Source organism: Arthrobacter sp. H14 (genome assembly GCF_000520495.1).
Taxonomy (GTDB): Bacteria; Actinomycetota; Actinomycetes; order Actinomycetales; family Micrococcaceae; genus Arthrobacter_C.
Genome location: NZ_KI914666.1, coordinates 53,293 through 79,138 on the forward strand (window position 1 = coordinate 53,293; position 25,846 = coordinate 79,138).

Below are 25,846 nucleotides of genomic sequence, written 5' to 3' on the forward strand. Positions count from 1 at the left end.
CCCGCCGCGGATCCTTCATTTGCGGCGGGCGGTCGATCTAGCGTATTCTTGATCTTCGGTGCAAACGCCGCATGCACGGTTATGTCCTCGGCGTTGCACAGCGTGAGCACTGTACGAGCAGGCAGCTCCGCTAGTAGAAACTTCAGTATTAAACGTCGAGAGAAGTGAGTTCCCAAGTGGTGTACGCGATTGTCCGCGCTGGCGGCCGTCAAGAGAAGGTCTCGGTAGGAGACTTTATTACCCTCAACCGCGTCACCGGAGGAGCCGGCAGCAACATTGAGCTGCCCGCACTGCTTCTGGTCGACGGTGAGAAGATCACCTCCGCACCGAAAGACCTGGCCAAGGTCAAGGTCACTGCGGAGATTCTGGAAGACCTCCGTGGTGAGAAAGTCGTGATCCAGAAATACAAGAACAAGACCGGTTACAAGAAGCGCCAGGGCCACCGCCAGGAACTGACCCGCGTTAAGGTTACCGACATAGCGTAAGTCTTACCTGTTGCCGCAACTCTGGAAATCCTCCGTTGCGGTAATATCCGGATCCGTTAGCTAGAAATTTTTACCAAGAAGGCAGGCATTTCAGATGGCACATAAGAAGGGTGCGAGTTCCACTCGCAACGGTCGCGACTCCAACGCGCAGTACCTTGGTGTGAAGCGTTTCGGAGGCCAGGTTGTCAAGGCCGGGGAGATCCTCGTCCGTCAGCGTGGAACCCACTTCCACCCCGGCGCCGGCGTTGGCCGTGGCGGGGACGACACGCTGTTCGCACTGGATGCAGGCGCCGTCGAATTTGGTACACGCCGCGGCCGCAAGGTCGTCAATATTGTGAGCGCCAACGCTGCTGCAGCAGCAGAGTAGCTGCCCAGCTGCCCCCGGCGCGCTTCCGCACGCCGTGGAACCTGCAGCTGGGAGCTAACAGCCTCAGGTTTCGAAGGATGGGGTGAGCCGAACAGGCTCACCCCATTTGCTTTTAACCGCAACATTCCGGGTTATTTTGATCCGCGATGTCCGCGGGTCGCTGCATCGCCAATAGAATCGATGCAGGACATTATGCAGGAGAAGGAGATATCGTGGCCAGTTTTGTGGACAGGGTGGTATTGCACGTGTCCGGCGGAACGGGTGGCCATGGTTGCGTCTCCGTTAAGCGCGAGAAGTTCAAGCCGCTTGGCGGGCCCGACGGCGGCAACGGCGGTAACGGCGGGGACGTCATCCTGCGTGTGGACCCGCAGACGACGACCTTGCTCTCCTATCACCATGCACCGCACCGCCACGCCACGAACGGCGGCGGCGGCAAGGGCGACATGCGTCATGGCAGCTATGGCGAGACACTGATTCTTCCCGTTCCCGAAGGCACCATCGTCAAGACACACGACGGCGAAGTCCTGGCCGACCTTGTCGGTGCCGGCACGGAATACGTGGCCGCGGCCGGTGGCCAGGGCGGACTCGGAAACTCTGCACTTTCCTCGCAGAAGCGCAAGGCTCCGGGTTTCGCCCTATTGGGGGTACCGGGCGACGCGCGGGATATTGTCGTCGAGCTGAAGACTGTTGCCGACGTCGCACTCGTTGGCTTCCCCTCCGCCGGGAAGTCCAGCCTGATTGCGGCAGTATCGGCGGCGCGTCCAAAAATTGCCGACTATCCCTTTACGACCTTGGTTCCCAATCTCGGCGTAGTGGAAGCCGGATCAACGCGTTTCACTGTGGCGGATGTACCCGGCCTGATTCCGGGTGCCAGCCAAGGCAAGGGACTCGGACTGGAATTCCTCCGGCATGTGGAGCGCTGTGCCGCATTGGTGCACGTACTCGACTGCGCCACGCTGGAGCCCGGCCGCGACCCCATCTCCGACCTCGAGGCCCTGGAAAAGGAACTCGATGCCTATGAGGTTGATGCGAGTTTCGCCGGAACCTCAGGGGAAGTCGTTCCACTCAACAAGCGCCCGCGGCTGGTGGCACTGAACAAAATCGATGTTCCCGAAGCACGCGAGCTGGCCGAATTCGTCCGGCCGGAACTGGAAAAACGCGGCTACCAGGTGTTCGAGATTTCCGCCGTCGCGCATGGCGGACTGCGTCAACTGACCTTCGCCATGGCTGAGATCGTGACAGCGGCGCGGGCGGAATCGGCGAGTTCCGAAGCACCGCCCAAGGTCATATTGCGGCCCAAGGCCGTCGACCGGGCCGGGTTCGCGATCCGCCGCGAAGAGAAGAACCTGGAGCCGCTGTTCCGCGTGCTGGGCGAGAAGCCGGTGCGCTGGGTGCAGCAGACAGACTTTACCAATGACGAGGCCGTCGGCTATCTCGCCGACCGGCTGGCCAAACTCGGCGTCGAGGAGGGGCTGTTCAAGGCAGGTGCCCTGCCCGGTTCCACCGTGGTTATCGGCGAGGGCGACGGCGTCGTTTTCGACTGGGAGCCGACCATGATTGGTGGCGCCGAGCTTCTGGCGTCCCGCCGCGGAACAGATCTGCGGCTCGAAGAATACGATCGCCCCACACGCGATCAAAAACGTGAGCAGTATCAAGATCGTAAGGAAGCCAGGTCTGCGGCCCGCGACGAGCTCGAGGCGGAACGCAAGGCTGGCATCTGGACCGAATCCGTTTCCAGGCGCAAAGCCCGGCCCGTTGTGAAGGAATCCGACGCGCAGGACACTGCCGACGGCAGCCCTGAACCTGATACCGACATGGACCCTGACACCGACCCTAGGAACTAATGTCCTCAAAACGCGCAATTAAGAGCCGCTCAGGTCTGGCTACGGCCGACCGTATAGTCGTAAAAGTAGGTTCTTCCTCCCTGACCTCCGTCGCCGGCGGAATCGACGAGGAAGCCTTGATCAAGCTCTCGGACGTTATCGCCGAGCGCCACAAACAGGGAACTGAAATTATCCTCGTCTCTTCCGGTGCAATCGCGGCCGGTATTGCGCCACTGGGGCTGGACCGGAGGCCCAAGGACCTCTCCTCCCAGCAGGCCGCGGCAAGCGTGGGACAGGGATTGCTGATGGCCCGGTACAACCAGTCATTCGGTGTCCATGGCGTCAAGGTCGGCCAGGTCGTGTTGACCGCGGACGATTTAATCCGCCGCAGCCACTACGCCAATGCCCACCGGGCGCTCGAACGCCTGCTCAACTTCGGCATTGTGCCGATCGTCAACGAAAATGATGCGGTCGCCAGCCATGAAATCCGGTTTGGTGACAATGACCGCCTGGCCGCCTTGGTCACGCACCTGGTGAAGGCCGATGCGCTGATCCTGCTCTCCGATGTCGACTCGCTCTACGACGGCCCGCCATCCCAAGGTGCCAAACGGATACCGGAAGTGGCAGGTCCCCAAGACCTCGAAGGCGTCAAAATCGGCTCCACCGGTGCAGCCGGCGTCGGAACCGGCGGAATGGTCACCAAGGTGGACGCCGCATCAATGGCCGCTGCCTCCGGAATTCCCGCCCTGGTCACGAATACCGACCAGGCGGCTGACGCGCTTGCCGGCAAGGACGTTGGAACCTGGTTCACGGCCAAGGGACGGCGTAAGCCGATCCGCCTGCTCTGGTTGGCCCATCTGGCCCGTATTGAGGGCACCCTGGAGCTCGACGACGGCGCCACGCGGGCCGTGCGTGACCGCAGGCGGTCGTTGCTGGCGGCAGGTATTACGAAGGTGACCGGGAATTTTGAGGCCGGCGACCCTGTTGAAATGGTTAACCAGCAAGGCGAGGTAATCGCCCGCGGACTCATCAATTACGATTCGGATGAACTGCCCAAGATGCTGGGGCGCACCACGCGTGAGCTGTCCAAGGAACTCGGCAGCGAATATGAGCGCTCTGTGGTGCATGTCAATGACCTGGTGGCTTTCAAAACTCCGCCACCGCGCTGATTGCGCTCCAACCTCAGCGTTCCCCGTGGAGATGGTTCCACTGGGATGGCGCCGGATATTCCCATATTCAGAACGCCATAGCAAAGTCCCCGACGTTAGAATGGATTCATGACTGTTAGTGCCGAAAAGACTTCCGAAGCTACTTCAAACACTGCGTCAACCGGCGGCGCCGCTCCGGCGGACCCGGCAGCGCCCTCCACGGAGGTAACTGAAGCGGTCCACGCCCTGGCCGACCGGGCGCGAACCGCGTCACGCCGGATGGCGCGTGCCAACCGTGGTTGGAAGGACCGGGCGCTGCTGGCAATCGGGGAGGCCCTGGTGCAGAACCAGGAGACCATTCTGCGTGCGAACGCGCTCGATGTTGAAGCCGGCGAGAAGAACGGAACAGGCAAGGCTCTGCTGGACCGGCTGACGTTGACCGCCGACCGGATCGCCGGTCTGGCTACAGCATTGGAGAATCTGGCGTCGCTGCCCGATCCCGTGGGTACCATCGTCCGCGGACAAACGCTTCCCAACGGATTGCGGATGCGCCAGGTCCACGTCCCCATGGGCGTCGTCGCCGCCATCTATGAGGCGCGCCCCAACGTGACCGTTGACATCGCCGGCCTCGCCATTAAGAGCGGCAACGCGGTCATCCTCCGTGGCGGCAGCGCCGCAGCCAACACCAACGAGACTCTCGTGGCCATCATCCGGGACGTTCTCGACAAAACCGGTTTCCCGTCCGACGCCGTTCAGAGCGTCGATGCCTATGGCCGGGAGGGCGCCAACGTGCTGATGAAGGCCCGCGGACGCGTGGATGTGCTGATTCCCCGTGGCGGCCGCAGCCTGATCCAGACTGTCGTCAACAATGCCTCCGTGCCGGTCATCGAAACCGGTGAGGGCAATGTCCATGTATACGTGGACGAAACAGCGGTCGAAGAGATGGCTGTCGAGATTGTTCTCAATGCCAAGACCCACCGCCCCAGCGTCTGTAATGCCGCGGAGACCCTGCTGGTCCACAAGGATTCGACCTTGCTGCCGCAACTGCTTTCGGCATTGGCGAAGGCCGGCGTCCGGCTTCATGCCGACGAGCGCGTGATGAGCGCCTTGCCCGACGGCGTCAGCGCTGATCTTGCGACCGACGAGGATTGGGCCACCGAATACATGGATCTGGAAATGGCGGTGGGCGTGGTCGACTCAATGGACGACGCAATCAGCCACATCCGGACTTGGAGCACCGGCCACACTGAGGCCATCGTCACAAACAGCCTGTCCAATTCCGAACGGTTTACGTCGGAGATCGATTCAGCAGCGGTCATTGTTAATGCCTCCACCCGCTTCACCGATGGGGCGGAGCTGGGCCTGGGCGCCGAAGTCGGCATCTCCACGCAGAAGATGCATGCACGTGGTCCAATGGGACTGCCGGAACTGACGACCACTAAGTGGATCGTTAACGGCGACGGCCAGATAAAGCCGTAGAGCACGTAAGATATAGGTGAATCCGTTCAGTACCCCGTCCAGGCGGGGTACTGAAACCATGAGACCCATAGGGGAGAGACCATGCTGACACCGCTTCAGAGCGCAGTCCAGATCACGGCCGAGACAGTGGAGCAACACGTTGAACTTCCAATCCCGGCCTGGACCTACGGCGTAGGAATTATGGCGGTGTTGCTGTTGATGATGTTCGTCACTTTGGCCTTCACGAATCTGGGCAACCGCCACGAGGCGGTCGAGGAGCATATGGATCCGCATAAGAGTTTTCCGGACGAGCAGCATCACCCGAACGGCGAAGAGAAGTCCCATCACTGATACAGCGGCTAAGCGGGACCCTGCAGCAGATGCTGCTTCCCGGTCCCACATCGATTCGCCGACTGTGCCCGGAAGACGCTTCCGCCTGGGGGTGATGGGTGGCACATTCGACCCCATCCACCACGGCCACCTCGTTGCGGCCAGTGAGGTCGCTTCGGTCTACGGTCTCGATGAGGTTATTTTCGTTCCCACCGGCCGTCCCTGGCAGAAGGACGGACGGAAGGTCAGCAAGGCGGAGCACCGGTATTTGATGACGGTGGTTGCCACGGCATCGAACCCCAGCTTCACTGTGAGTAGAGTGGACATCGACCGTCCGGGTCCGACCTACACGATCGACACCTTGCGGGATCTGACGAAGGCCCGTCCGGAAGCGGACTTGTTCTTCATCACGGGCGCCGACGCCATGGCCCAGATCATGTCCTGGAAGGACATCGAGGAGCTCTGGTCGCTGGCGCATTTTGTTGGCGTCACCCGACCCGGGCACGAGCTTGATGATCTTGGCCGCAAGGACGTCAGTCTGCTGGAAGTGCCGGCCATGGCGATCTCTTCCACGGATTGCCGCGCCCGGGTGGCCGAGTCAAAACCGGTGTGGTATCTCGTTCCGGATGGTGTGGTTCAATACATCGCGAAGTATGGCCTTTACCGCCGTCAAACGCCGGACCGCGGGACGGCCCATGCAGGTCCAAAGCAAGTAATCAGCTTCTAGTATTGAATGAGTTAGCAATGAGTAAGGATCAGGAGTCACCGCGGAGCCGCAGAGCCCTGCGGCAGACCCGTGAAGCTCACAGCGGGCAGGCAGACGAGCCGCAGAACGGATATCCGTCTGTGCCGCTGGTTCCTGCGCCGGCACCCGGCTCCGGGCGGAACAGTGGCAAGGAGGCCGAGGCCAGAAACGAGTCCCGCCCGACTATTGATCAGCAGAATCTGGTTCAGCAGCAGCCCGTCGGGTCACCGCAGGACGAGAAGGCTGAGCAGCAACGGCCCTCCCGCCGCCGCCGCGTTGCGGATTCGCCCGTGGACGCTCCGGTGTCCAAGCCGGCTGAACGGACCTCGCAGGCACGGGCCCGCGACCGTGAAACGCTGCGTGCTTATAAAGCCCTGTCCGAGCAGGAAGCCAAGAAGGCGTCGTCTGCACCGCTGACGCGGCGGCAGCTTCGCCAGCAGCAGCTCGAAGCCGAGCGCCGGGCAGCTGGACTGTCCACCTCGCGTCTGCCGATAGTTCCGCCGGCGTCTCCAGGACAGGGTGGACCGGATCGGGACTCCACGGATGCTTCCGCCGGAAGTCCCACCAGCCCTGTTCAGCACAAATCCGGGCAGGATGATAGTGCCGGATCTGCGCCGGGGACGGAGAATCCGCTTAACGACCTGAGCGTGGAAGAAGCCCTGGCGGCCAGATCGGCTTTGGTTGAGCAGGCCAAGAACCAGATGGCCATGCTGGATGCTTCTGAACAGGATCCCAAGACGGTGGATCTCGAGGTGCTGGCCGAGCAAAAGAAGCTGGCCGAACGCGCCGCTGTACTGAACCAACGGGCGATTACCAAGCAGCGTTTAGCCGAGCAGAACCGCCAGCGCACTCCACAGCAGAACGACCCCACGTCGGCGCACAACCTTGCCATGGTGACACCGCTGGAATTCGTCAAGGTTCCCGGAATGGACCGGCCGGTCATGAAGCCGCCGACGACGTCGCACATTCCCGTGATTACGTCCACCACCCAGCGGGTGCCCCGCCCAGCCCCGGGTCCAGCGTCGAAGCTTTCACCCGGCCCTGCTCCAGTGCCGCCGGTACGCGAAGAAGCGGGGGAGACCGCCGTCGGGTCCTCCCGCAATGCCGGACAAAGTGCCGCCGCAGGCAGCAGGTCGAATGTCCTCGCACGGGCAGAGGCGGCCGCCAGGACCGGCGCCTCCCGGACTGCGTCCACGGGACGGCAGCTGACTCCGCCTGACTCTGTGCCCGGACCGACGGAGGAAGGTGGGCCGATCAGTGCGCACACGGCGCATGGTCTTGAACCCCTGGATTCCAGGACTGCCGGGATGGGACGGGCGACGCGGCAACGTCTGCTGCAGGTGCTGATATTCGCCCTTGGGACCATTGCACTCATGGTGGGCCTGATAATGATTATGGGCGGCTGACATTGAACCGCGCCTCTTTTGAAAAATGATAGCTCGAGGAGATTTGTGAACGCTTCTGATACCTCCGTCGCATTGGCGCGGAACGCCGCACGCGCGGCCGCCGACAAACTGGCGAGTGACATCATCGCCATCGACGTCAGCGAACGCCTGGCCATCACCGACATTTTCCTTATTGCCTCGGCCTCAAGCGAGCGGCAAGTCAATGCGATTGTCGATGGCATTGAAGAGGAACTGCTCAAGCAGGATCTCCGTCCTGTCCGGCGCGAGGGACGCTCGGAGGGGCGCTGGGTGCTCCTCGACTACGCGGAAATCGTCGTCCACGTCCAGCATGAGGAAGACCGTGTCTTCTACGCCCTGGAACGCCTTTGGGGCGACTGCCCTTCCGTCGATCTTCAGTTGAACGACGACGGCGGCCGTGACGGCGGATCAGCCGGCACGGAAGCCGGCTAGGGTTTCATTCGATGTCTCGTCCCACATTGCCGGCATGGCATCCAGCCCGAAAACGCCGTCGGATCATGTTTTGGCGGCATGGGCGCACCGAATGGAACTCCGAAGGCCGGTTTCAGGGCCAGGAGGACATCGACCTTGACGCCATTGGCCGTCAGCAGGCCGCCGCTGCCGCAGACCTTCTGGCGAACAGCAATCCCACCAGGATCGTCTCGTCCGACCTCAGGCGCGCGTTCGGCACTGCGCAGGCGCTTGCCAGCGTCACGGGGCTCGACGTGGAAGTGGACTCCCGGTTGCGGGAAACTTTCCTCGGTGATTGGCAGGGTTTGACCTTCGCCGACATTGTGGAGCGGTTTCCCGAACAAATGGAAGAGTGGAACGCTGGATCGGTCGAAGTACGTCCCGGCGGAGGCGAGACACGAGCCGAAATGGCCGAACGGATGGCTGCGGGGATTCTTGAAGCGGTCGACGGACTGGACGCAGACGGAACCCTCGTCGTCGTGACCCACGGCGGTGCTGCGCGTGTTGGGATTGCCCATCTTCTGGGTTTGCCGTATGAGTACTGGGGTGTCCTGTCCGGATTGGCCAACTGTAATTGGTCCCTGCTGGAAGAGGTGGAAGGCAGCGCCTTGGAAGGAAAACTGCGCTGGCGGTTGACGGAGCACAATGCCGGCACGCTGCCTCAGCCAGTGACAGTGCAGGAAGGTTAGTAGAGGCTGAAGAGCTCAATTTGGTATCTGCTAATTGTCTCTACTAAACTCAAACAAGTTGCTTCGGACGCCACCGGCGGCCGGGCAACAAATAATTCGGGGCTGTGGCGCAGCTGGTAGCGCACCTGCATGGCATGCAGGGGGTCAGGGGTTCGAGTCCCCTCAGCTCCACCATAGAAGGCTTACTAGAATCGGCGTCCGCGTCGATGCCGGTGAGTAGGTCTTCTACGGTAACCGCACAAGAGCCACCCTTCGGGGTGGCTCTTGTCGTTGGTGCGGCGTGACGCAGTAGTTCGGCAAACGCCTGGTTAAGGCAATCGCCCGCATTGAGTCCCGCCGCTTGGGCGCGGAAGCCGTGCTGGGCAGCGAGGAGTTCGGCGAGCGGGCTGTTGATCTCATCACCGACGACTTCTTCGTTGGCGACGAAGATGTGTTTGAAGATGGCCTGGTTGAGCTTGCGCCGGATCTCGTCACTTGCGCCCATGTAGAGCGCGCGGGGGTCTTCGAGCAGTCTCAGGTTGGCTTGAAGGAATTCGGCCCCATCGCTTAGGTCATCGACCACGGTGGTCAGTTCGGTCCGGAGCTTCTCGCGTTGCCGTCCGATATCGGCCAGGCGCGCACGGATCTTGCCTTGCGGCAGCGTGCCGTCCGAGGCGAGGTCGAGCAGGTTCTCCTCTTTGGTGTCGAGGGTGATCAGCTGGTCTTCCAGTTGTTTACGAAGGAGCCTTTGCGCGGCCTCGGTATTGGACAGCGCCGATTCCATCCCGGCGCGCATCGCGGCGATGAAGGCGCCTTCGCGAGGAGCCTGCAGAACGAGTACAAGGCTGCCGGGGTCGAGATTGGCCAGGTGCGCTTCAACGAGTTCGCCAAGATCGCCGCCCGAAACCTGGAGGGCAACGTCACTGACGATGCGCTTGGCTACGCGAAGTCCAAAGAGATCTACGACCACCTCACCCAGAACGGCTATCTCACCGACGGCAAGGTGACTTCGAAGTTCCTGCCGAACACACTTGGATTCTCGCTGAACCTACCTGAATACCTCAAGGGCTACGAGCCAGAGATCATCGAAGCAGTCGGCAAGGCCAGCCTCGAGAAGTACGTCAAGCCGAAGAGCAACCGCAAGGAGCGCACGCTCAACAAGGCCTTGTATCTGACGCCGGAGTTCGAGGAGTTCTGGCACGCCATCAGCCGCAAGACCACCTACCGCGTGACCGTTAGTCGCGAAGAGCTGATTGACTCGTCTGTCAAAGCCGTCAAGGACTCACCACGGATCGACCCGCTCCGCATCCAGATCACCCGCGCTGGAGTCAAGGTTCTTCGCGGCGGTGCCAAAGGCCAGGAGCTGGGCACTCGCTCGGCGGAACTCAAAGGTAGCTACGACTTGCCGGACATCATCAGCGAGATGCAGGAAGCGACATCGCTCACCCGCAAGACAATCGTCGACATCCTGATTGCCAGTGAACGCCTCGACGAGTTCATCGGCAACCCCAACGACTTCACAGCGATGGTAAAGCGCGCCCTCCAGGGCGAGCTGGCGAAGATTGTCGTCGAGGGCATCCAGTACGAGAAGATCGCAGGCTCGATCTACGAGCTGCGTGAACTTCAAAAAGACGGTGCGGAGGAGAAAGAACGCTTCCTCGACCAGATGTACAAGGTCCAGAACGACAAGAAAACCGACTTCGATTACGTGGTCTACGACTCTGACGTTGAGCGCCAGTTCGCCGAATTGCTTGACTCCCGCGAGGACATCAAGCTCTTCATGAAGCTGCCGGCCAAGTTCAAGATTCCGACCCCAGTCGGCGACTACAACCCGGACTGGGCGATCATCAAGCACGAGGACGGCGAGAACCGGGTCTATATGATCCGCGAGACCAAATCGACCCTCGACGACTCTAAGCTGCGCCCGAGCGAGCTCGCGAAGATCAAGTCCGCCAAGAAGCACTTTGCCGCGATCGGCATCGCCGACTATGCGAAGTCGAGCCCGGAGAAATGGAATCTTTGATGCTGAGGCGCTTCGATTCGATCAAGGACTGCGGAATCTTCGAGAACTTCCGCTGGAACTCAGCTGTACCTGACTTCGAGCGCCTCAACCTGATCTACGGCGCTAACGGCGCTGGCAAGACTTCGCTCTCGCGTGCCATTGATGGTCTCCGCAGTGAGAATGGCGGGTTCACCAAGGTCTCGACCCGCATGAGTAACGCGGACAAGAGCAACGACCGTCAAAGTAACCAAGCGCACGACACTGAGTTCGAGCGAATTTTCGTATTCAGCGATGGCTACGTTGCTCGCAGCCACGACTTCGGTGGTGATACTGAAGTCGAGGCGGTACTCACACTCGGCGAGCGCACAGTAGAGGACGAGAAGCGCATCAATGAACTAAGCGGCCTCATCGAGACCGCCATCGGCGAACTGACCAATGCTGCCAAGGCATCGCGCGATGCAGATAAAGCGTTGGACGACGAGCACACAACGATTGCTCGGGGTGTCGTTACCGCTCTCGGTCGCGCTGGCGGGGAGTACCGCTCCAATGGCAGTTACAGCAAAGGTACGGTCAAGACGTGTTTCGCAGGGTCGCGCACTGCGTGGACATTGCTTTCTGGCAAGGACAAAGACACTGCGCTAGCAACCGTGAACTCAGACGAACGGCAGACCGTTGCAACTAAGTCGCATTCGCTCGCGATCAGGGCGGAGCTGCCCGGCGAAGCGGCACTAGCACTGACAACCTCGCCAGTCTCTGTCGTCCTCGACACGCTGAAGGAGCACGAGGAGGCATCGAGCTGGGTCGAGAGCGGTCGCCACATCCACAAGGGTCTGACTGAGTGCATCTTCTGCGGCGGCGATCTCACCGAGGACAGGAAGAAGCAGATCGAACAGCACTTCTCGGACGAAGTCGAGGAGGCGCAGTGGACTACCGATGCCCTGATCCGAGAGATCAAAACTGCGCAGGCCTCTCTGCAGAGTCTTCTCGGCGATGGTGCGATTGCCGGCTCGCTGTTTGACGATCTCCGTGAAGGCTTCAAAATTGCCCATGCTGACGCGAAGACTCAATCCGATGAGTTGGGCAAGTGGCTCAAGGGACTGTTGGCTGCACTCGAAAAGAAGCGAGCCAATGTCGTCGCACGGGTCGAGTACGACCTGATCGAGGCGCCTGCGGTCGATGGCTCCAAGATCGAGCAGGCTCTGAAGGACCACAATGACCGCGTCTCCGAGCATGCGACGCTGGTGCAGCAGGCTGCAAAGAAAGTGGAGTTGCATCTCCTCAAAGAGTTCGAAACCAAGGTCACCAAGCTGGAGGAAAAGGCCAAGGAGGCAACGGGGGCCAAGGGCGACCTCGAAGAGACTCTGACGAAGTACCGCGAGGAAGTCGCAGCCCTAGAGAACGTCGAAGGCGATCCTCTGCCAAGCGCTGATGTGATGGCTAAGGAACTCACTCGGATCCTCGGGCGCAACGAGCTGTCGTTCGAGCTACTTCCTGACGGCAAGCACTATCGGGTCACCCGTTATGGACAGCCAGCGCGTGATCTGAGCACGGGCGAGCGCACGGCGATCACACTCATTCATTTCCTAGAAAACGTGAAGCGTGCCAACGCCCACTCTGGCAAGCCGATCGTCGTCATTGACGACCCTGTGTCCAGTCTCGATAGTGGCGCTGCGATGGGCATCTCGACTTACATCTGGAGCGAGACAATCTCCAAGGATCACATCCAGCAGGTGTTCCTGCAGACCCATAACTTCGAACTATTCCGTCAGTGGGATATACAAATCGGGCTTTTACCTGGAAAGCGCGGGTCAAGCCACAAGAGCTACCCATCGAACTGTTACGAGCTGATCGCGCCTCATCAGGATGTGAACGGTACCAAGAAGCGGGTGCCCGCCTTCATTGTCTGGCCCCCCAACGAGGACACGCGCCTTAAGGTTCGATCCTCCTATCATCATGCTTTCATTACCGCAGCGCGCGCTCACGCCGCACTTGTTCTCGACTCCTCAATGGAGAAGAAGCTCGATGCACTGCTGCTTTATCCGAACGTGCTGCGGCGCATGTTGGAGACCTTCCTCGCCTTCAAGAGTCCGACCTCGGTTGGAAACTTCACCAATGCAATGAGGGACATCGGGGCAACCCTCGAAGATCTCGGGTACACGGGTGACGCTGACGCGCTTCGGCTCCAGCTCACGCGCTTCACACATGCGAACTCGCATGCGGAGTCGCCCGAGACTGACGTGGCAGTGAACCCCGACGAGGTCGGAGCCGTTATAGCTGCGGTGTTTACGTTCATGAACGCCGTCGACCAGCAGCACTTCGAGGGGCTGTGCGAGGTAATCGGCGTCGAACCATCTGACCTTCTGCTTGAGGCGCAGCCCGTCATGGATCTAGTAGAAGAAATTGAGGAGGTGTAGTTATGCATGAGATCAAGTGCCCGCACTGCGGTCAGACATTCACAATCGACGAGGTTGGCTACGCCGACATCGTAAAACAGGTCCGCGACAGCGAGTTCCAGCAGGAGTTGCATGAGCGGCTGGAACTTGCCGAGCAGGACAAGCGGAACGCGGTGGAGCTCGCCGAGACGAAGGTCGCTAGCGAGCTGCAGAAGGCGGCCGCGGCCAAGGACGCCGAACTCCAGGAGCTGAAAGCGAAGCTCGAGCAGACAAAGCAGGAGAAGCAGTCTGCTGTCGAGCTGTCCGAGGCGAAGCTCGTGAACGAGCTGCAGAAGGCTGCCGCGACGAAGGACTCTGAGATCCAGGGGATGAGGGCGAAGCTCGACGCCGGTGAGGTTGCGCAGAGACTTGCGATCACCGAGGCGGTCGGTGCGGTTGAGAAGGAGCGCGACGAACTGAAGAGCGGCCTTGCCCAGGCGAAGCTCGAAAAGCAACTGGCCGAATCGTCTCTGAAGGAAAAGTACGAGACCCAGATCAAGGATCGCGATGACGCGATCGAGCGCTTGCGGGACATGAAGGCGCGGCTATCGACCAAGATGGTCGGCGAAACCCTCGAGCAGCACTGCGAGACAGAGTTCAACCGCATTCGAGCGACGGCATTCCCGAAGGCGTACTTCGAAAAGGACAACGACTCGCGAACCGGCAGCAAAGGCGACTATATCTTCCGCGACTCCGACGATGCCGGTACCGAGATTGTTTCAGTCATGTTCGAGATGAAGAACGAGAGCGATGGCATCGCGACGAAACACAAGAACGAGGACTTTCTCAAGGAGCTCGATAACGACCGCGCCGAGAAGGGCTGCGAGTACGCGGTGCTGGTCTCCATGCTCGAACCCGACAGCGAGCTGTACAACACCGGGATCGTCGACGTGTCGCATCGCTATCCGAAGATGTACGTCGTCCGGCCGCAGTTCTTCATCCCGATCATCACAGTGCTGAGGAACGCCGCGATGAACTCGCTCAAATACAAATCGGAGCTTGCACTCGTGAAGGCGCAGAGCATTGATGTCACGAACTTCGAGGACGAGCTCGAATCGTTCAAGACCGGCTTCGCGAGGAACTTCGACCTCGCCTCCAGGCGCTTCCAGACGGCGGTCGATGAGATCGACAAATCGATCGACCACCTGCAAAAGACGAAAGAGGCGCTCCTCGGCACGAACCGCAATCTCCGGCTCGCGAACGACAAGGCGCAGGACGTCACGATCAAGAAGCTGACGCGAGGCAACCCGACGATGGCGGATAAGTTCGCCGAACTAAAGAGTGTCGACCCTACCGTCGAAGAGCGATCCCCAGGCCAGGAGAAATATGAAGGTATCTAGCGTGCACATCAAGAACTTCCGGCTGCTCGAAAACGCAGCTATTGCTCTGGACGATGAATCAACGATGATCGTTGGCCGCAACAACAGCGGGAAGACCTCCGTGGTGGAAATTTTTCGGAAGCTCGTCAAGGCTGACACTTCACCATTTTCGTTTGATGACATCTCGCTCAATGCGCATCCCAGGTTCGAAGCAGCCCTCGCTGCATACGACGAATGGGTCATAGCGACTGAGGCTGATGACCAGGGCACCGCCGATGACCGAGCGGCCATGGCGCGAGACCTGCCCGCCATTGAACTGACTTTGACAATCACGTATGACGACGCCGACGACCTGTCAGCGCTTGCGCCCTTCATCATGGATCTAGATCCAGCTAGGTCGGATGCGACCGTGATGTTTCGGACGTTTGTGAAGGATCCCTTTGCCTTGTTCAAGGGTTATCGGGAGACGAATTCCAAGAAAAGCATTGATCTATTCGTGTACCTGCGAAAGCATTTCTCCAGCAGTACGGGCTCGCTCATCGAGGCCATTGACGCGCAGGACGAATCCAATCGGAAGACGCTTACCGACGCGGATCTCCGCCGCCTGTTGTCGATCAAGTTCATCTACGCACAGAACCTGGTTGATGATATGGCATCTGATTCCGGTCATGGCCTGTCAAAGGGTTTTGAAGAGTTCTATCGTTCGAACCAATCCGAAAGTGACGCTGCCGAGAAGATCGCCGAGCTACTCGAGAGTGCCGGTCATGATTTGGACGATAAGTACAAGGAGCTGTTTAAGTCGATTTACACCGACCTTAAAGTCTTTGGGGTCGGTCGAATGCCCGGTCTTCCGAAGCTGTCGGTCATTTCCGAGTTGGAGGCCGTGAAGGTCCTTCGGGGTAACGCGCATTTGTACTACAACGATGCGGGAGCAACGAAGCAACTTCCCGAGGCCCACAACGGTCTCGGCTATTCCAAACTCATTTTCACCATTCTTCAATTCATCGGCTTTTACGAAGAGCTTAAAAGAGCAACACCACGACCTCCGATCCAGTTGATCTTCGTCGAGGAGCCGGAGGCCCATCTCCATCCACAAATGCAATACGTGTTCGTGAAGAGCATCCGGGAATTCGTGAGCTCGAAAGCAGACTGGAATGCGCAGACTGTTATCACGACCCATTCGTCGCACATGGTTGCGGAGAGCGGATTCGACTGCATTCGCTATTTCGATAACTCCGTGTCGCCAATGGATGTCCGCGACCTATCGGACTTTCGAACCCAGCAAAATGCCACGCCCGAGGGCAAAGCTGCGCTCCACTTTCTCGAGCAGTACATGGTCCTCAACCGCTGTGACATGTTCTTCGCGGACAAGCTCATCTTGATCGAGGGCACGGTTGAGCGCCTGCTCCTGCCTCGAATGATTGATGAGGTAGCGGCGCCTCTTGCGCACCAGTATCTGTCGGTAATCGAAGTTGGTGGCGCCTACGCACATCTTTTCCGCGGGATCGTAGAATTCCTCAACGTTCAGACGCTCATCATCACGGACATCGACTCAGTGGATCCAGCTGACAAACGAAAAGCCAAATGTGTAGCAGCAGGACTCCTAACTAGCAATCAGTCGCTGATCAAATGGTTGCCGGCCAAATCATCCATTAATGACCTCCTGGTGGCGACCCCAGAATCGAAGCTGAACGACAGGGTCGCTGTGGCATATCAAATTCCCGAGGTCGGCAAGACCGATACGGGGCGCAGCTTCGAGGAAGCCTTCATCCTCGCCAACGCATCAGTGCTTGCGACAACGGTTGAGTTCGCCAACAAAAGTGCGTTCGAGAAGGCTGATGGAACCCGATTGGATGCTGCCGCGATTGAAGCTGACTCTTATAAGCGGGCGCGGGCGATCGATAAGAAGACCGACTTCGCGTTCGACATCCTTCAGATGAGCGGATGGTCTGTCCCTGGCTATATCAAGGAGGGCCTGGAATGGCTGAACAAGACACCTTAGAAGCCATCAAAGAATGCATCGATGCCCGCGAATCATTCGTCGTTGAAGCCGGTGCTGGGTCGGGAAAAACTCGATCATTGATCGAGACGATTCAATCCATCCTTGCCGCTGAACGTGCCGATCTGGAGCGCACGGATCATCGCGTCGTTTGTATTACTTACACGAACGTCGCAAAGGACGAGATCATCACGCGGCTCAACGGTGATCCATTAGTTCTGGTCGACACGATTCACGAATTTCTCTGGTCGGTGTGTTCGGGATTTCAGCGCGAGCTGAAGATAGAAGTTCTTGCGATCAATGAGGCAGCGAAAACGCCCGTTGACGGTCTGGCCGAAATCCTAGAATCCGTCCCGATCACGTACGGACAATTCGGACGCCACTTCGATCGAGGTGAGTTGTTCCATGACGACGTGATTTCCGCCGCGGCCGCTTTGTTCGAGAAATACCCAAAGATCACGCGCATCGTCGCTGATCGTTTCCCCTACATATTCGTCGACGAGTACCAGGACACAGCCGCCGCAGTCATCGATCTCTTACTGAAGTACTTCGTCAAGAATCCGCGAAAGCCTGTGGTTGGATTCTTCGGCGATTCGATGCAGCAGATCTACGACTCGAACATCTCGGATGTCGCCACTAATCACGGCCTTCGATCAATTACCAAAGTCGAGAACTATCGCTGTTCGGTCAAGGTCATCGGAGTACTGAACCGACTACGAAGTGACCTCGCGCAGCAACCGACTGGTGACAACCTCCCTGGCGATGTCCATCTTCTCGTTGCAGATGGTGTCGCAGACGGCGTATATGAGAAGGCACTCGCCGAACTCGCCAATGACGGTTGGACGAAAGCAAACACAAAGATTCTGATGCTTACTCATCGTGGAATTGCGCGCGAAATTGGATACACGGATCTGCTTGCCGCCTATTCAAAACGCTCCTTTGGGAACGGTCTCCTCATGGAGAGAAGCGACGAGTTCGGGGAACTCTTCACGTTCGTCGAAGGGCTCGTTGCGTCGCATGACGCGCACAAATACGGACGCTTTCTTACTCTCCTCGGCCAATCCGGATACACAATCAGGGCCGCGGGGGACAAGGCCAAAATACTGGCTGAGATGGAGCGGCTCACGGAGGCTCGTGCGAGCGGCAGTGTTGGTGATGTTGTCGAGTTCATAGCGAAGAGTCCGCTCATCCCGTTGTCGCGGAAGCTGGTGAGGCTTCGCCAGCGTCTCGCGACTGACCCAACGGACGATGACGAAAGTCTCGCCGCGAGGCGCGTGTTCTACGACGCAGTACTCGCAGTGCCGTGGTCGCAAGCCAGCATCTTTGTCGACTACGCGGACCAACACACACCGTTCTCGACCAAGCATGGGGTGAAGGGTGCAGAGTTCGAAAACGTTCTCGTACTTATCGACGACAAACTTTGGAACCGATACAAGTTCTACGGAGTCCTGACAGGAACCGACACCAGCAGTGATCGACTCGAACGCTCGCGGAAGCTCCTCTACGTGTGCTTTTCGCGCGCGATGAAAGGTCTCGCGGTCGTTTGCCTGAATCCTCTTAGCGCTGAGGAGCTTGGCGGAGCGAAGGCGCTCCTCGGCGTCGACGACGTCCTAAGACTTACTTGATCTTGACGCGGACTGCCGATTCGCTCATAGTGATTCGTCCCGCATGCCTCGCCTTGCTAACCCCACCTATCTCAAACAACACCATCAACTCAAGGAAGAATGGCTCTCTCAAGACGGGGGAGCCTTTGTTATGCTCAGCCCGAACGAGCAGTGGGACCTTCATACCCACTTCGAGTTCACGAAGAAGCTCTCGGACGACGACCTCCTAGCTCATCGGCACTCGATCGCGGACAGGTCACTTCCACAGCGAGCCGGCCGAGCACTCACTAAGTTGGTCATGTTCACGGATCGGCTCGAGGACTACCGCATTGCTCAGGCTCACGCCCCACACCCACGGAAAGGGAGCGTCAAGCAGATCGTGGTATTCAGCGAAGTCCACCCAGAAATAGACGTCGCGAAGCTCATTGACGCCCTTAACGACTATCGGCGCTCACGGCCATGAGTATCGCGCGTCTGCACCCCGCGCAGCCGAAGCTCTTTGAGCACGGTCGTCGAATCGAAGCCCAAGCGTGTGCCGATCTTCTCCAGAGACTGGCCGGCGGCGTAGTCCTGAACAGCTTCGTCGATCTGCGCCTCACTCATACTCCTTGGCCGCTTGCTTACACCTGCTCGATCCAAGTGCTCGCTGATCGTCACGCGGTGGACGCCATACTTCGTGGCCAGCTCATGGATAGGAATACCCCCTGAGTAGTCGGAAACCACGTTTGATACAATGGATGAGGAAAGCTTCTTCGGACGTGGAGAAGTACCAGGGGTACGGGATCGCAGCCGCGGAGTGCTAGATAACGCCTCATCCATCAAGGAACAGAGGTCAGAAGTCTGCCTCTCTCGATTGCAGTAATTTCGCAGTACCCCCACCGGATAAACCGCTGGAACCAAAGGCAAAAGCCTCGGTTCCAGCGGTTTTTTTGTGCCCAACCCAACTATGGCTTAGCGGCGGCTGGGACAGCAGCGGCTGAGCCTACGCGTTCAGCCCTGCCTGCTCCAGAATGTATTCCACCATGGGTGCATAGAGGCCGGGGCAGACGTTGTCGTCGAGCGGAACGGCGACCTGGAGCTGGCCCTGCGCCTCGGATACAAACAGGGCGGGGTCGTTGCAATCGGCGAATCCGATGCTGTCAATGCCGCTGGTGGCCGCGAACCCCGCCCATCCGTGGTCGGCTACGACCAAATCCGGGGCTGGCTCGCCTTCCGCAGCCAGGCGCTCAAGGCTTAGCTGCATCGGCATCGGCAGGTGAGTGTGCATGAGGCTTCCATGCTGGTGCCACATCAGCACCTTGTTAATCTGCCGGATATCGCCTTCGAGGAACTTGTTGCCCTCCGGGACTTCGACCAAACGGGCTCCGGCCCGGCCGGCAGCTTCGGCCAGGGCGGCATGCACGGGAAGAAGTCCGGCGGGATGGCCGGTGGCAAACAGGACCCGCTGCTGTTTCGCTACAGCTTCAGCCAGACGTTCGGCGAACCTGTCCAGAGCGGCCACGCACAGTTCTGCGCTGATCGTGTCCTGACCCTCAAGATGCTCGTGATCCGAACTGGTGCCCACTCTGTGGTGCATCAGGTCAAACACGTCGTCGTAAGTCCAGTCACGCGTCCATTCCACACCAAATTCATGGTTCACTTCGCCGTCGATAAAGCAGTGGATGTGCTTCACATTCACTTCACGGGTGGTGGCGATTTTGCCGGTGATCCGGACGGAGTTCAGGTACTCAGCGAGTTCTTGTGCATTCACGCCGTCCAGTCTAATGACCATCGCCATACGTCAACGTCCAACACTTCAACGGTGCTGCTCGGCCGCCACCTGGTAACTGGCAGCTGTCAGCCGGGCAGTGCGCTGCCAGCCATACCCCTGCGCATAGACCGAGGCGGCCCTTCCCATATCCCGGCGGGTGACGCCGTCGTCGTACAGGCTCTCCAGGGCACCCGCCCAGTCACCGGGGGAGTGTCCGTCAACGAGAAGCCCAGTGCGGCCATCGCAGACCGCCTCTGCCAGTCCTCCCACATTGGTAGCCACGACAGGGGTTCCGCACGCCTGGGCTTCGAGCGCGACGAGTCCGAACGACTCGCTGAAAGACGGCATAGCTACCACGTCGGCCGCGCGGTACCAGTGTGCCAGCTGGGCGGGTTCGACAGGATCGCGGACCGTGACAGTTCCGGCCAGCCCAAGCCGGTCGATAATCGGGGAAAGTTCAAGAGCCTCGGCACCGCTGGCAGCTCCAAGCATGCTGACTCTCAGCGGCAGGTCCGGGCGCCGGCGCTTCAGCTCCGCAACCGCCTCGATCAAGACCTGGGGTCCTTTTAATCGCTGGATACGGCCAGCGAAAAGGATATGGAAGGTCCCGGGTGCGACGCCGATATGCCGCCGGGATCCGGCGCGGAATGCGGGCTTGAAAACGGCAAGATCGACGCCGGGAGCCACCACATCGATCTTGCCGGGATCCGCTGCATAGAGCTGCTCCAGCTCGCCGGCTTCGGTCTGCGTATTGGCGATCAGCCGGTCAGCCTGTTCAATGATGCGCTGCTCACCGGCCACCCGCACGGGCGGTTCTGCCTTATCGGCCGGTCCCAAATGCTGGTTTTTCACCTTCGCCAGGGTGTGCATGGAATGAACGAGCGGAATGTCCCAGTGGTCAGTCATCAGCAGACCGGCCATTCCTGATACCCAGTAGTGCGAGTGGATCGTATCGAAATGGCCGTCCGTCAGCAGGGCCCGGATTCTGTTCATAGCCCCCGCCAGGGAGGATACATGCGCGGGCAGTTCCTCCTTGGACAACTGTGCCCGCGGGCCGGCATGAACGTGCCGGACATGGACCCCTGGATGCAGTTCCTCGATAGCGGGCCGGTCTGCAGATTCGGCACGGGTAAAAATTTCGACGTCGATCCCGTCCCCTGCCAGCGCGGCAGCCAGCGAACGGACGTAGACATTCATCCCGCCGGCATCGCCGGAACCAGGCTGTTTCAGCGGAGAGGTGTGCAGCGAAAGCATCGCCACACGGCGGATTCTCGGCACACTGATCCTTCCCACGGGCCTAACCGGCTCTAACGATCTTAGTCCTGCAGCGGAAACCCGGATCCCAGCCCTCCGCCACTTGCCTCCGTCGTGAAAGACTACTGCTATGACGGATGCAAAACCGCACACGGAATCTGCACGGACCCGGGCCTCGAACCGCGCCGCCCGCCTGGAAGATGCCTTCCACGATTTCAGGGAACGCAGGGCGCGCAAACGCGACTACACCGAGGCCATGATCGCCTACGCGGGCTACGGTTCGACCGGCTGGGTGCGCGTGCTCGGGCGGGCATTATTGACCAAGCAGCCGGTACATCACCGCGAAATGCAGTCAACGGGCGCCAATGTGCGCGGCTGGCGTAGTTTCACCAGCATCCCCATCGGCGAGGCCAAAGTCACCATCGTGTTGGGAGGGTTCAGTCATGTGGTGGAGGCGGACCGGGGCGGCGTGGTCGATGCCGTGGTCAAGGCGGAGCTGGCACCGGGATGGCACACGGTGACCATGCAGACCGGGCAGTCCGAGCCTGCTGAAGCCATGGTGTTCATCGTTGCTCCGGAAACCAAGACGGGCATTGTCACGGACATAGATGACACCGTCATGGTCACGGCACTGCCGCGTCCGCTGCTCGCCGCGTGGAACACTTTTGTCCTGAACGAACACGCCCGGATGCCCACCCCGGGTATGGCGGTGCTGCTCGAACGGCTGTCCAAGACCCACGAGGGCGCACCGGTGATTTATCTGTCCACCGGCGCCTGGAACGTAGCTCCCACTTTGACCAGGTTCCTCACCCGTAATCTCTATCCGGCCGGCGCAATGCTGCTCACGGATTGGGGGCCGACACGGGACAGATGGTTCCGCAGCGGTTCGCAGCATAAGCGGAACAATCTGGCCCGGCTGGCCGAAGAGTTCCCCGACATCAAATGGCTGCTGATTGGCGACGACGGCCAGCATGATGAAGCGCTCTACTCGGAATTCGCCCGCAGCCATCCCGGACATCTTGCCGCCATCGCCATCCGTGAACTGTCGGTCAGCGAGGCCGTACTTGCCGGTGGACGTTCAAAGGACGGCAACCGCGGCCAGAGCAATACGCCGATGGTCTATGCCCCTGACGGTGCAGGTTTGGCTAAGAAACTCAAACGGCTCGAATTGCTATAGCCCGATCGGCTCGACCCGCGGAGGCCTACTCGCCAGTAACGAAGCTATAACGTGTTGAATCCGCGGGATTGAGGGCTTTTAGGGCCTTTCCCAGGTACCAGCATCACGTATTGACCGTATCGATCTCATATCGTTACGCCGGAAGTGAACACCTTGTTGTTAGGCTCATTTACGAACCGCAAGACGTGATCCGAGGAGTCCTGCATCAGGGAGCGGCTTTTTCACCCCCTGGTTCAGCCACCACCGGCAGACCGCCGTTTTCAGTTTCCACCGTTCGGAAGCAGGAATCGGCGGCCTAAAGGCGACCCCCCAGATAAACAGTGGTGCTCGCAACGGGGGATTGATTCATACCAATCACCGGGGCGACCCATGGATTGGTAAGAGTGAACGACAATATTGCACTGAGGGCCGAGAACATCTACAAAGTCTTCGGCCGACGGTCCGCCGAAGTAGTCAAGAAGCTCCAAGCCGGTCAAAGCCGCGAGGAGCTGAGCAACCTTGGCACGGCGGCAGTCATTGACGCATCCTTTGACGTCCGAAGAGGCGAAATTTTCGTCGTGATGGGCCTGTCCGGATCTGGAAAATCGACCCTGATCCGAATGCTCAATGGGCTCCTGCCCGCGAGCTCAGGCCACGTCCGGATAGGCGACACCGATCTGGCGGAGGTATCGGATAAGGACCTGCGGCTGCTGCGCCAGCAGAACGTTTCGATGGTGTTCCAGCACTTCGCCCTGATGCCTCACCGGACCGTCCTGGACAATGCTGCTTTCGCACTCGAAGTGCAGGGCGTTGAACGGGCAGACCGCGAAAACCGGGCAGCCAAGGTGCTGGACAAGGTCGGCCTGGGAGGTTGGGGCGAAAAGTACCCCTCGCAACTGTCCGGGGGCATGAAACAGCGGGTTGGTCTGGCCCGCGCCCTTGCCGCCGAAACGGACATTCTCCTGATGGATGAGGCTTTCTCCGCGCTGGATCCGTTAATCCGCAGGGAGATGCAGGAGCAGTTGCTGAGCCTCCAGCAGGAACTGGGCAAGACGATCATCTTCATCACCCATGACTTGAATGAAGCGATGCTGCTCGGCGACCGGATTGCGATGATGCATGACGGCCGGATCGTGCAAATCGGCACACCGGACGAGATCTTGACCAAGCCGGCAAGCCACTATGTCGAACAGTTCGTCCAGGACGTGGACAGAAGCCGTGTCCTCACCGCCGAGGCAGTGATGGACAGCAGTGCGGCCGATCTTGAGTCAGCGTCTGCATCCGATACGGCAACGGTCAAAGGCGACACGCTGCTGTCGGACATCTTCAGTCTTTCGGCCGCGAACGAAAGGCCGCTGGCCGTCGTCGACAGCGAAGACCATGTAATTGGAGCACTTGGCCACGAGACATTGCTCGCGGCCCTGGGCGGCTCGAACCCGGGCCACCCGCTCAACGCCATCGAGGCGGAACAGCGCGACCTGCAAGCCAGTGAGCCCGCCGGAACCGGCCACCGGGCCGACGTAGGCCGCGAGGGCGATCAGCCCGTTGACAGCGACGGGGCCGATGCGCCCGGAGCGGCAATCAGCAAGCCCGAAGGAGGCACCCGATAATGGATTTCCGGATACCCCTCGGCGACTGGATTGAGACAGGTATTGATTGGGTCGAGGCCACCTTTCAAATTCTCCTCGATTTTGCCTCTGACTTCTCCGATGCGGTCTATACCGGGATTGAATGGCTCCTGTTGACACCGCCATTCTGGCTGATCGTTCTCCTCCTGGTGGGCATCGGGTGGCTGGTCAAGAACTGGAAATTCGCCATCGGCACCGGCGTGGGCCTGATCCTGATTTATGGTGTAGATCAGTGGGACGCGACGATGGAAACCCTCGCCCTGGTGTTGTTGGCCAGTTCGCTGGCGATCGTGATCAGCATCCCGCTCGGGATCCTGGCGGCCAAATCTGAGGTGGCATCGGTGATCTTCCGGCCCATCCTCGACTTCCTGCAGACCATGCCCGTATTCGTCTACCTCCTGCCGGCGGTCGCGTTCTTCAGCGTCGGCGTCGTGCCGGGCATCTTTGCAACGATCGTATTCTCGATGGCTCCCGGCGTCCGCTTTACGGAACTGGCCATCCGTGGGGTGGATAGGGAAGTCGTCGAAGCAGGCCATGCCTTCGGCTCCTCACCGTGGCGGATCCTGCGCCAGATCCAGATACCGCTCGGGACGCCGACGATCATGGCCGGCATCAACCAGGTGATCATGCTGTCGCTCTCGATGGTTGTAATCGCCGGATTGGTGGGCGCCGGAGGACTCGGCGGAGAAGTGGTCCAGGCACTGGGCCGGGTGGACACCGCACTGGGGATGGAAGCCGGGATCGCTGTCGTCATCCTCGCCATCTATCTTGACCGATTGACCGCAACCTTGGGTAAGACGTCGACACCAGCGTCGACTGCCTAGAAAATTCGAAATTGATCCTGCCCCGGCAGGTGGAAAGGAAAGAAAATGAAAAAGCACTTTACATCTATCGCTGCAATGGGAATGATTTCCGCCCTGGCATTGACTGCCTGCGGCGGGGGCGAATCCAACACGGAGGATCAGGCTGGAGGTGGCGATGATGCCAACGCGTCCAGCCTCGAGGGTAAGGAAATTACCATCGGCGTCTTCAGCGGCTGGCCCGAGGGCGTAGCTGTCTCCGAGCTGTGGCAGTCAATCCTCGAAGACAAGGGCATGGAGGTCACACTGGAATATGCCGACGCCGGCCCCGCCTTCACCGGTCTGGCAGCCGGTGACTATGACATGCTCATGGACGTCTGGCTTCCGACTACCCACGCCTCGTACCTTGAGGAGTTCGGTGATGAGATCACCGAACTCGGCGCGTGGAACGACGAAGCCAAGCTCACCATCGCCACCAACGCCGATTCGCCTGTCGATTCCCTGACCGAACTGGCCGAAAATGCCGACGCCTTCGACAACCGACTGATCGGGATTGAGCCCGGCGCCGGCTTGACCAAGGCCACTTCAGAAGAGGTCATTCCGACGTACGGACTGGATGACATGGAGTACATCACGTCCTCCACGCCGGCCATGCTCTCTGAACTGAAGTCCGCCATGGAGAACGACGAAAACATCGTTGTCACGCTGTGGCGTCCGCACTGGGCCTACAACGCCTTCGACATCAAGGACCTGAAGGATCCGGAAGGAACCCTGGGCACCGCTGAGAGCATTTATTCCTACGGCTCCGGAACATTCGAAGAGGACTACCCGCAGGTATCGGAGTGGATCTCGGACTTCAAGATGGAGAACGAAAACCTCTACTCGCTCGAGAACGTGATGTTCAACGAGAACGAGTCCGATGACTACGACCCGATTGTCGACAAGTGGATCTCCGAAAACCAGGAGTACGTCGACAGCCTGACGGCCAAGTAGAAGCACCCGGC

The 25,846-nt window shown here is 59.7% G+C and carries 22 protein-coding genes, 1 tRNA gene and 1 pseudogene; 21 read left to right on the plus strand and 3 right to left on the minus strand.

Annotation, left to right across the window (positions count from 1 at the left end; all coding sequences use genetic code 11):
• Positions 1-176: 176 nt before the first annotated feature.
• The 17 genes and pseudogenes from rplU (at position 177) to Y707_RS26405 (ending at position 18,275) form a co-directional block, all read left to right on the plus strand.
• Positions 177-485: a 50S ribosomal protein L21 gene (gene rplU / locus Y707_RS0114795; RefSeq protein ID WP_026535660.1), complete on the plus strand. Its 309-nt coding sequence runs from the start codon at positions 177-179 to the stop codon at positions 483-485.
• A gap of 94 nt (positions 486-579) precedes the next feature.
• Complete coding sequence (gene rpmA, locus Y707_RS0114800; RefSeq protein ID WP_026535661.1) at positions 580-852, plus strand: 50S ribosomal protein L27; 273 nt, start codon at positions 580-582, stop codon at positions 850-852.
• 212 nt (positions 853-1,064) lie between these two features.
• On the plus strand, positions 1,065-2,696 hold the full coding sequence (gene obgE / locus Y707_RS26380) for a GTPase ObgE (RefSeq protein WP_051442057.1): 1,632 nt from the start codon (positions 1,065-1,067) through the stop codon (positions 2,694-2,696).
• Complete coding sequence (gene proB, locus Y707_RS0114810) at positions 2,696-3,844, plus strand: glutamate 5-kinase (protein ID WP_026535662.1); 1,149 nt, start codon at positions 2,696-2,698, stop codon at positions 3,842-3,844. Before obgE ends, proB begins: the two co-directional genes overlap by 1 nt.
• 108 nt (positions 3,845-3,952) lie before the next feature.
• On the plus strand, positions 3,953-5,302 hold the full coding sequence (locus tag Y707_RS0114815; RefSeq protein ID WP_026535663.1) for a glutamate-5-semialdehyde dehydrogenase: 1,350 nt from the start codon (positions 3,953-3,955) through the stop codon (positions 5,300-5,302).
• 81 nt (positions 5,303-5,383) lie between these two features.
• On the plus strand, positions 5,384-5,632 hold the full coding sequence (locus Y707_RS26385; RefSeq protein WP_035781861.1) for a hypothetical protein: 249 nt from the start codon (positions 5,384-5,386) through the stop codon (positions 5,630-5,632).
• Positions 5,633-5,726: 94 nt separating this feature from the next.
• Entirely contained in the window at positions 5,727-6,338 is a 612-nt protein-coding gene (gene nadD / locus Y707_RS26390; RefSeq protein WP_253905196.1) for a nicotinate-nucleotide adenylyltransferase, read from the plus strand.
• A gap of 17 nt (positions 6,339-6,355) precedes the next feature.
• Entirely contained in the window at positions 6,356-7,762 is a 1,407-nt protein-coding gene (locus tag Y707_RS31555; protein WP_026535664.1) for a hypothetical protein, read from the plus strand.
• Positions 7,763-7,807: 45 nt separating this feature from the next.
• Positions 7,808-8,212, plus strand: a complete 405-nt coding sequence (rsfS, locus tag Y707_RS0114835; RefSeq protein WP_026535665.1) for a ribosome silencing factor — start codon at positions 7,808-7,810, stop codon at positions 8,210-8,212.
• Between the two features lie 65 nt (positions 8,213-8,277).
• Complete coding sequence (locus tag Y707_RS0114840) at positions 8,278-8,919, plus strand: histidine phosphatase family protein (RefSeq protein WP_253905192.1); 642 nt, start codon at positions 8,278-8,280, stop codon at positions 8,917-8,919.
• Between the two features lie 98 nt (positions 8,920-9,017).
• Positions 9,018-9,093: transfer RNA gene (locus Y707_RS0114845), tRNA-Ala, on the plus strand.
• A gap of 166 nt (positions 9,094-9,259) precedes the next feature.
• Positions 9,260-9,469 (plus strand): hypothetical protein, encoded by a 210-nt coding sequence (locus tag Y707_RS31860; protein WP_035781863.1) that lies wholly within the window; start codon positions 9,260-9,262, stop codon positions 9,467-9,469.
• Positions 9,470-9,712: 243 nt separating this feature from the next.
• Positions 9,713-10,921 (plus strand): annotated as a pseudogene (locus tag Y707_RS26395) (restriction endonuclease); the annotation flags it as partial.
• Positions 10,909-13,314, plus strand: coding sequence for an AAA family ATPase (locus Y707_RS0114860; RefSeq protein ID WP_253905194.1), 2,406 nt, complete (start codon positions 10,909-10,911; stop codon positions 13,312-13,314). The pseudogene Y707_RS26395 and the gene Y707_RS0114860, both read left to right, overlap by 13 nt.
• Positions 13,315-13,316: 2 nt before the next feature.
• Complete coding sequence (locus Y707_RS26400; protein WP_051442059.1) at positions 13,317-14,672, plus strand: DUF2130 domain-containing protein; 1,356 nt, start codon at positions 13,317-13,319, stop codon at positions 14,670-14,672.
• 1 nt (position 14,673) lies between these two features.
• Entirely contained in the window at positions 14,674-16,653 is a 1,980-nt protein-coding gene (locus tag Y707_RS0114870; RefSeq protein ID WP_051442060.1) for an AAA family ATPase, read from the plus strand.
• Positions 16,632-18,275, plus strand: a complete 1,644-nt coding sequence (locus Y707_RS26405) for a UvrD-helicase domain-containing protein (protein ID WP_051442061.1) — start codon at positions 16,632-16,634, stop codon at positions 18,273-18,275. The genes Y707_RS0114870 and Y707_RS26405 overlap by 22 nt, the downstream gene beginning before the upstream one ends.
• Positions 18,276-18,695: 420 nt before the next feature.
• Here the strand turns inward: Y707_RS26405 and Y707_RS30785 are convergent, their stop codons facing one another.
• The 3 genes from Y707_RS30785 to mshA all read right to left on the minus strand — a co-directional run bounded on the left by Y707_RS30785 (position 18,696) and on the right by mshA (position 21,282).
• The gene (locus Y707_RS30785) at positions 18,696-18,857 is read right to left on the minus strand and encodes a hypothetical protein (RefSeq protein WP_155853008.1); all 162 of its coding nucleotides are present in this window, start codon (positions 18,855-18,857) and stop codon (positions 18,696-18,698) included.
• Between the two features lie 379 nt (positions 18,858-19,236).
• Complete coding sequence (locus Y707_RS0114890; RefSeq protein ID WP_026535672.1) at positions 19,237-20,004, minus strand: phosphatase; 768 nt, start codon at positions 20,002-20,004, stop codon at positions 19,237-19,239.
• A gap of 45 nt (positions 20,005-20,049) precedes the next feature.
• Positions 20,050-21,282 carry a D-inositol-3-phosphate glycosyltransferase gene (mshA, locus tag Y707_RS0114895; RefSeq protein WP_026535673.1) on the minus strand — a complete coding sequence of 411 codons (1,233 nt, stop codon included), beginning with the start codon at positions 21,280-21,282 and terminating at the stop codon, positions 20,050-20,052.
• A 106-nt stretch (positions 21,283-21,388) separates the two neighbouring features.
• Between mshA and Y707_RS0114900 the strand changes: the two genes are divergently transcribed.
• The 4 genes from Y707_RS0114900 (at position 21,389) to Y707_RS0114915 (ending at position 25,835) form a co-directional block, all read left to right on the plus strand.
• Positions 21,389-22,435 carry an App1 family protein phosphatidate phosphatase gene (locus Y707_RS0114900; protein ID WP_026535674.1) on the plus strand — a complete coding sequence of 349 codons (1,047 nt, stop codon included), beginning with the start codon at positions 21,389-21,391 and terminating at the stop codon, positions 22,433-22,435.
• Positions 22,436-22,818: 383 nt separating this feature from the next.
• A complete protein-coding gene (locus tag Y707_RS26410) occupies positions 22,819-24,024 on the plus strand; it encodes a quaternary amine ABC transporter ATP-binding protein (protein ID WP_253905195.1) in 1,206 nt (401 codons plus the stop codon).
• Complete coding sequence (locus Y707_RS26415) at positions 24,024-24,866, plus strand: ABC transporter permease (RefSeq protein ID WP_051442063.1); 843 nt, start codon at positions 24,024-24,026, stop codon at positions 24,864-24,866. Before Y707_RS26410 ends, Y707_RS26415 begins: the two co-directional genes overlap by 1 nt.
• A gap of 45 nt (positions 24,867-24,911) precedes the next feature.
• Positions 24,912-25,835 carry a glycine betaine ABC transporter substrate-binding protein gene (locus tag Y707_RS0114915; protein ID WP_026535675.1) on the plus strand — a complete coding sequence of 308 codons (924 nt, stop codon included), beginning with the start codon at positions 24,912-24,914 and terminating at the stop codon, positions 25,833-25,835.
• Positions 25,836-25,846: the final 11 nt, after the last annotated feature.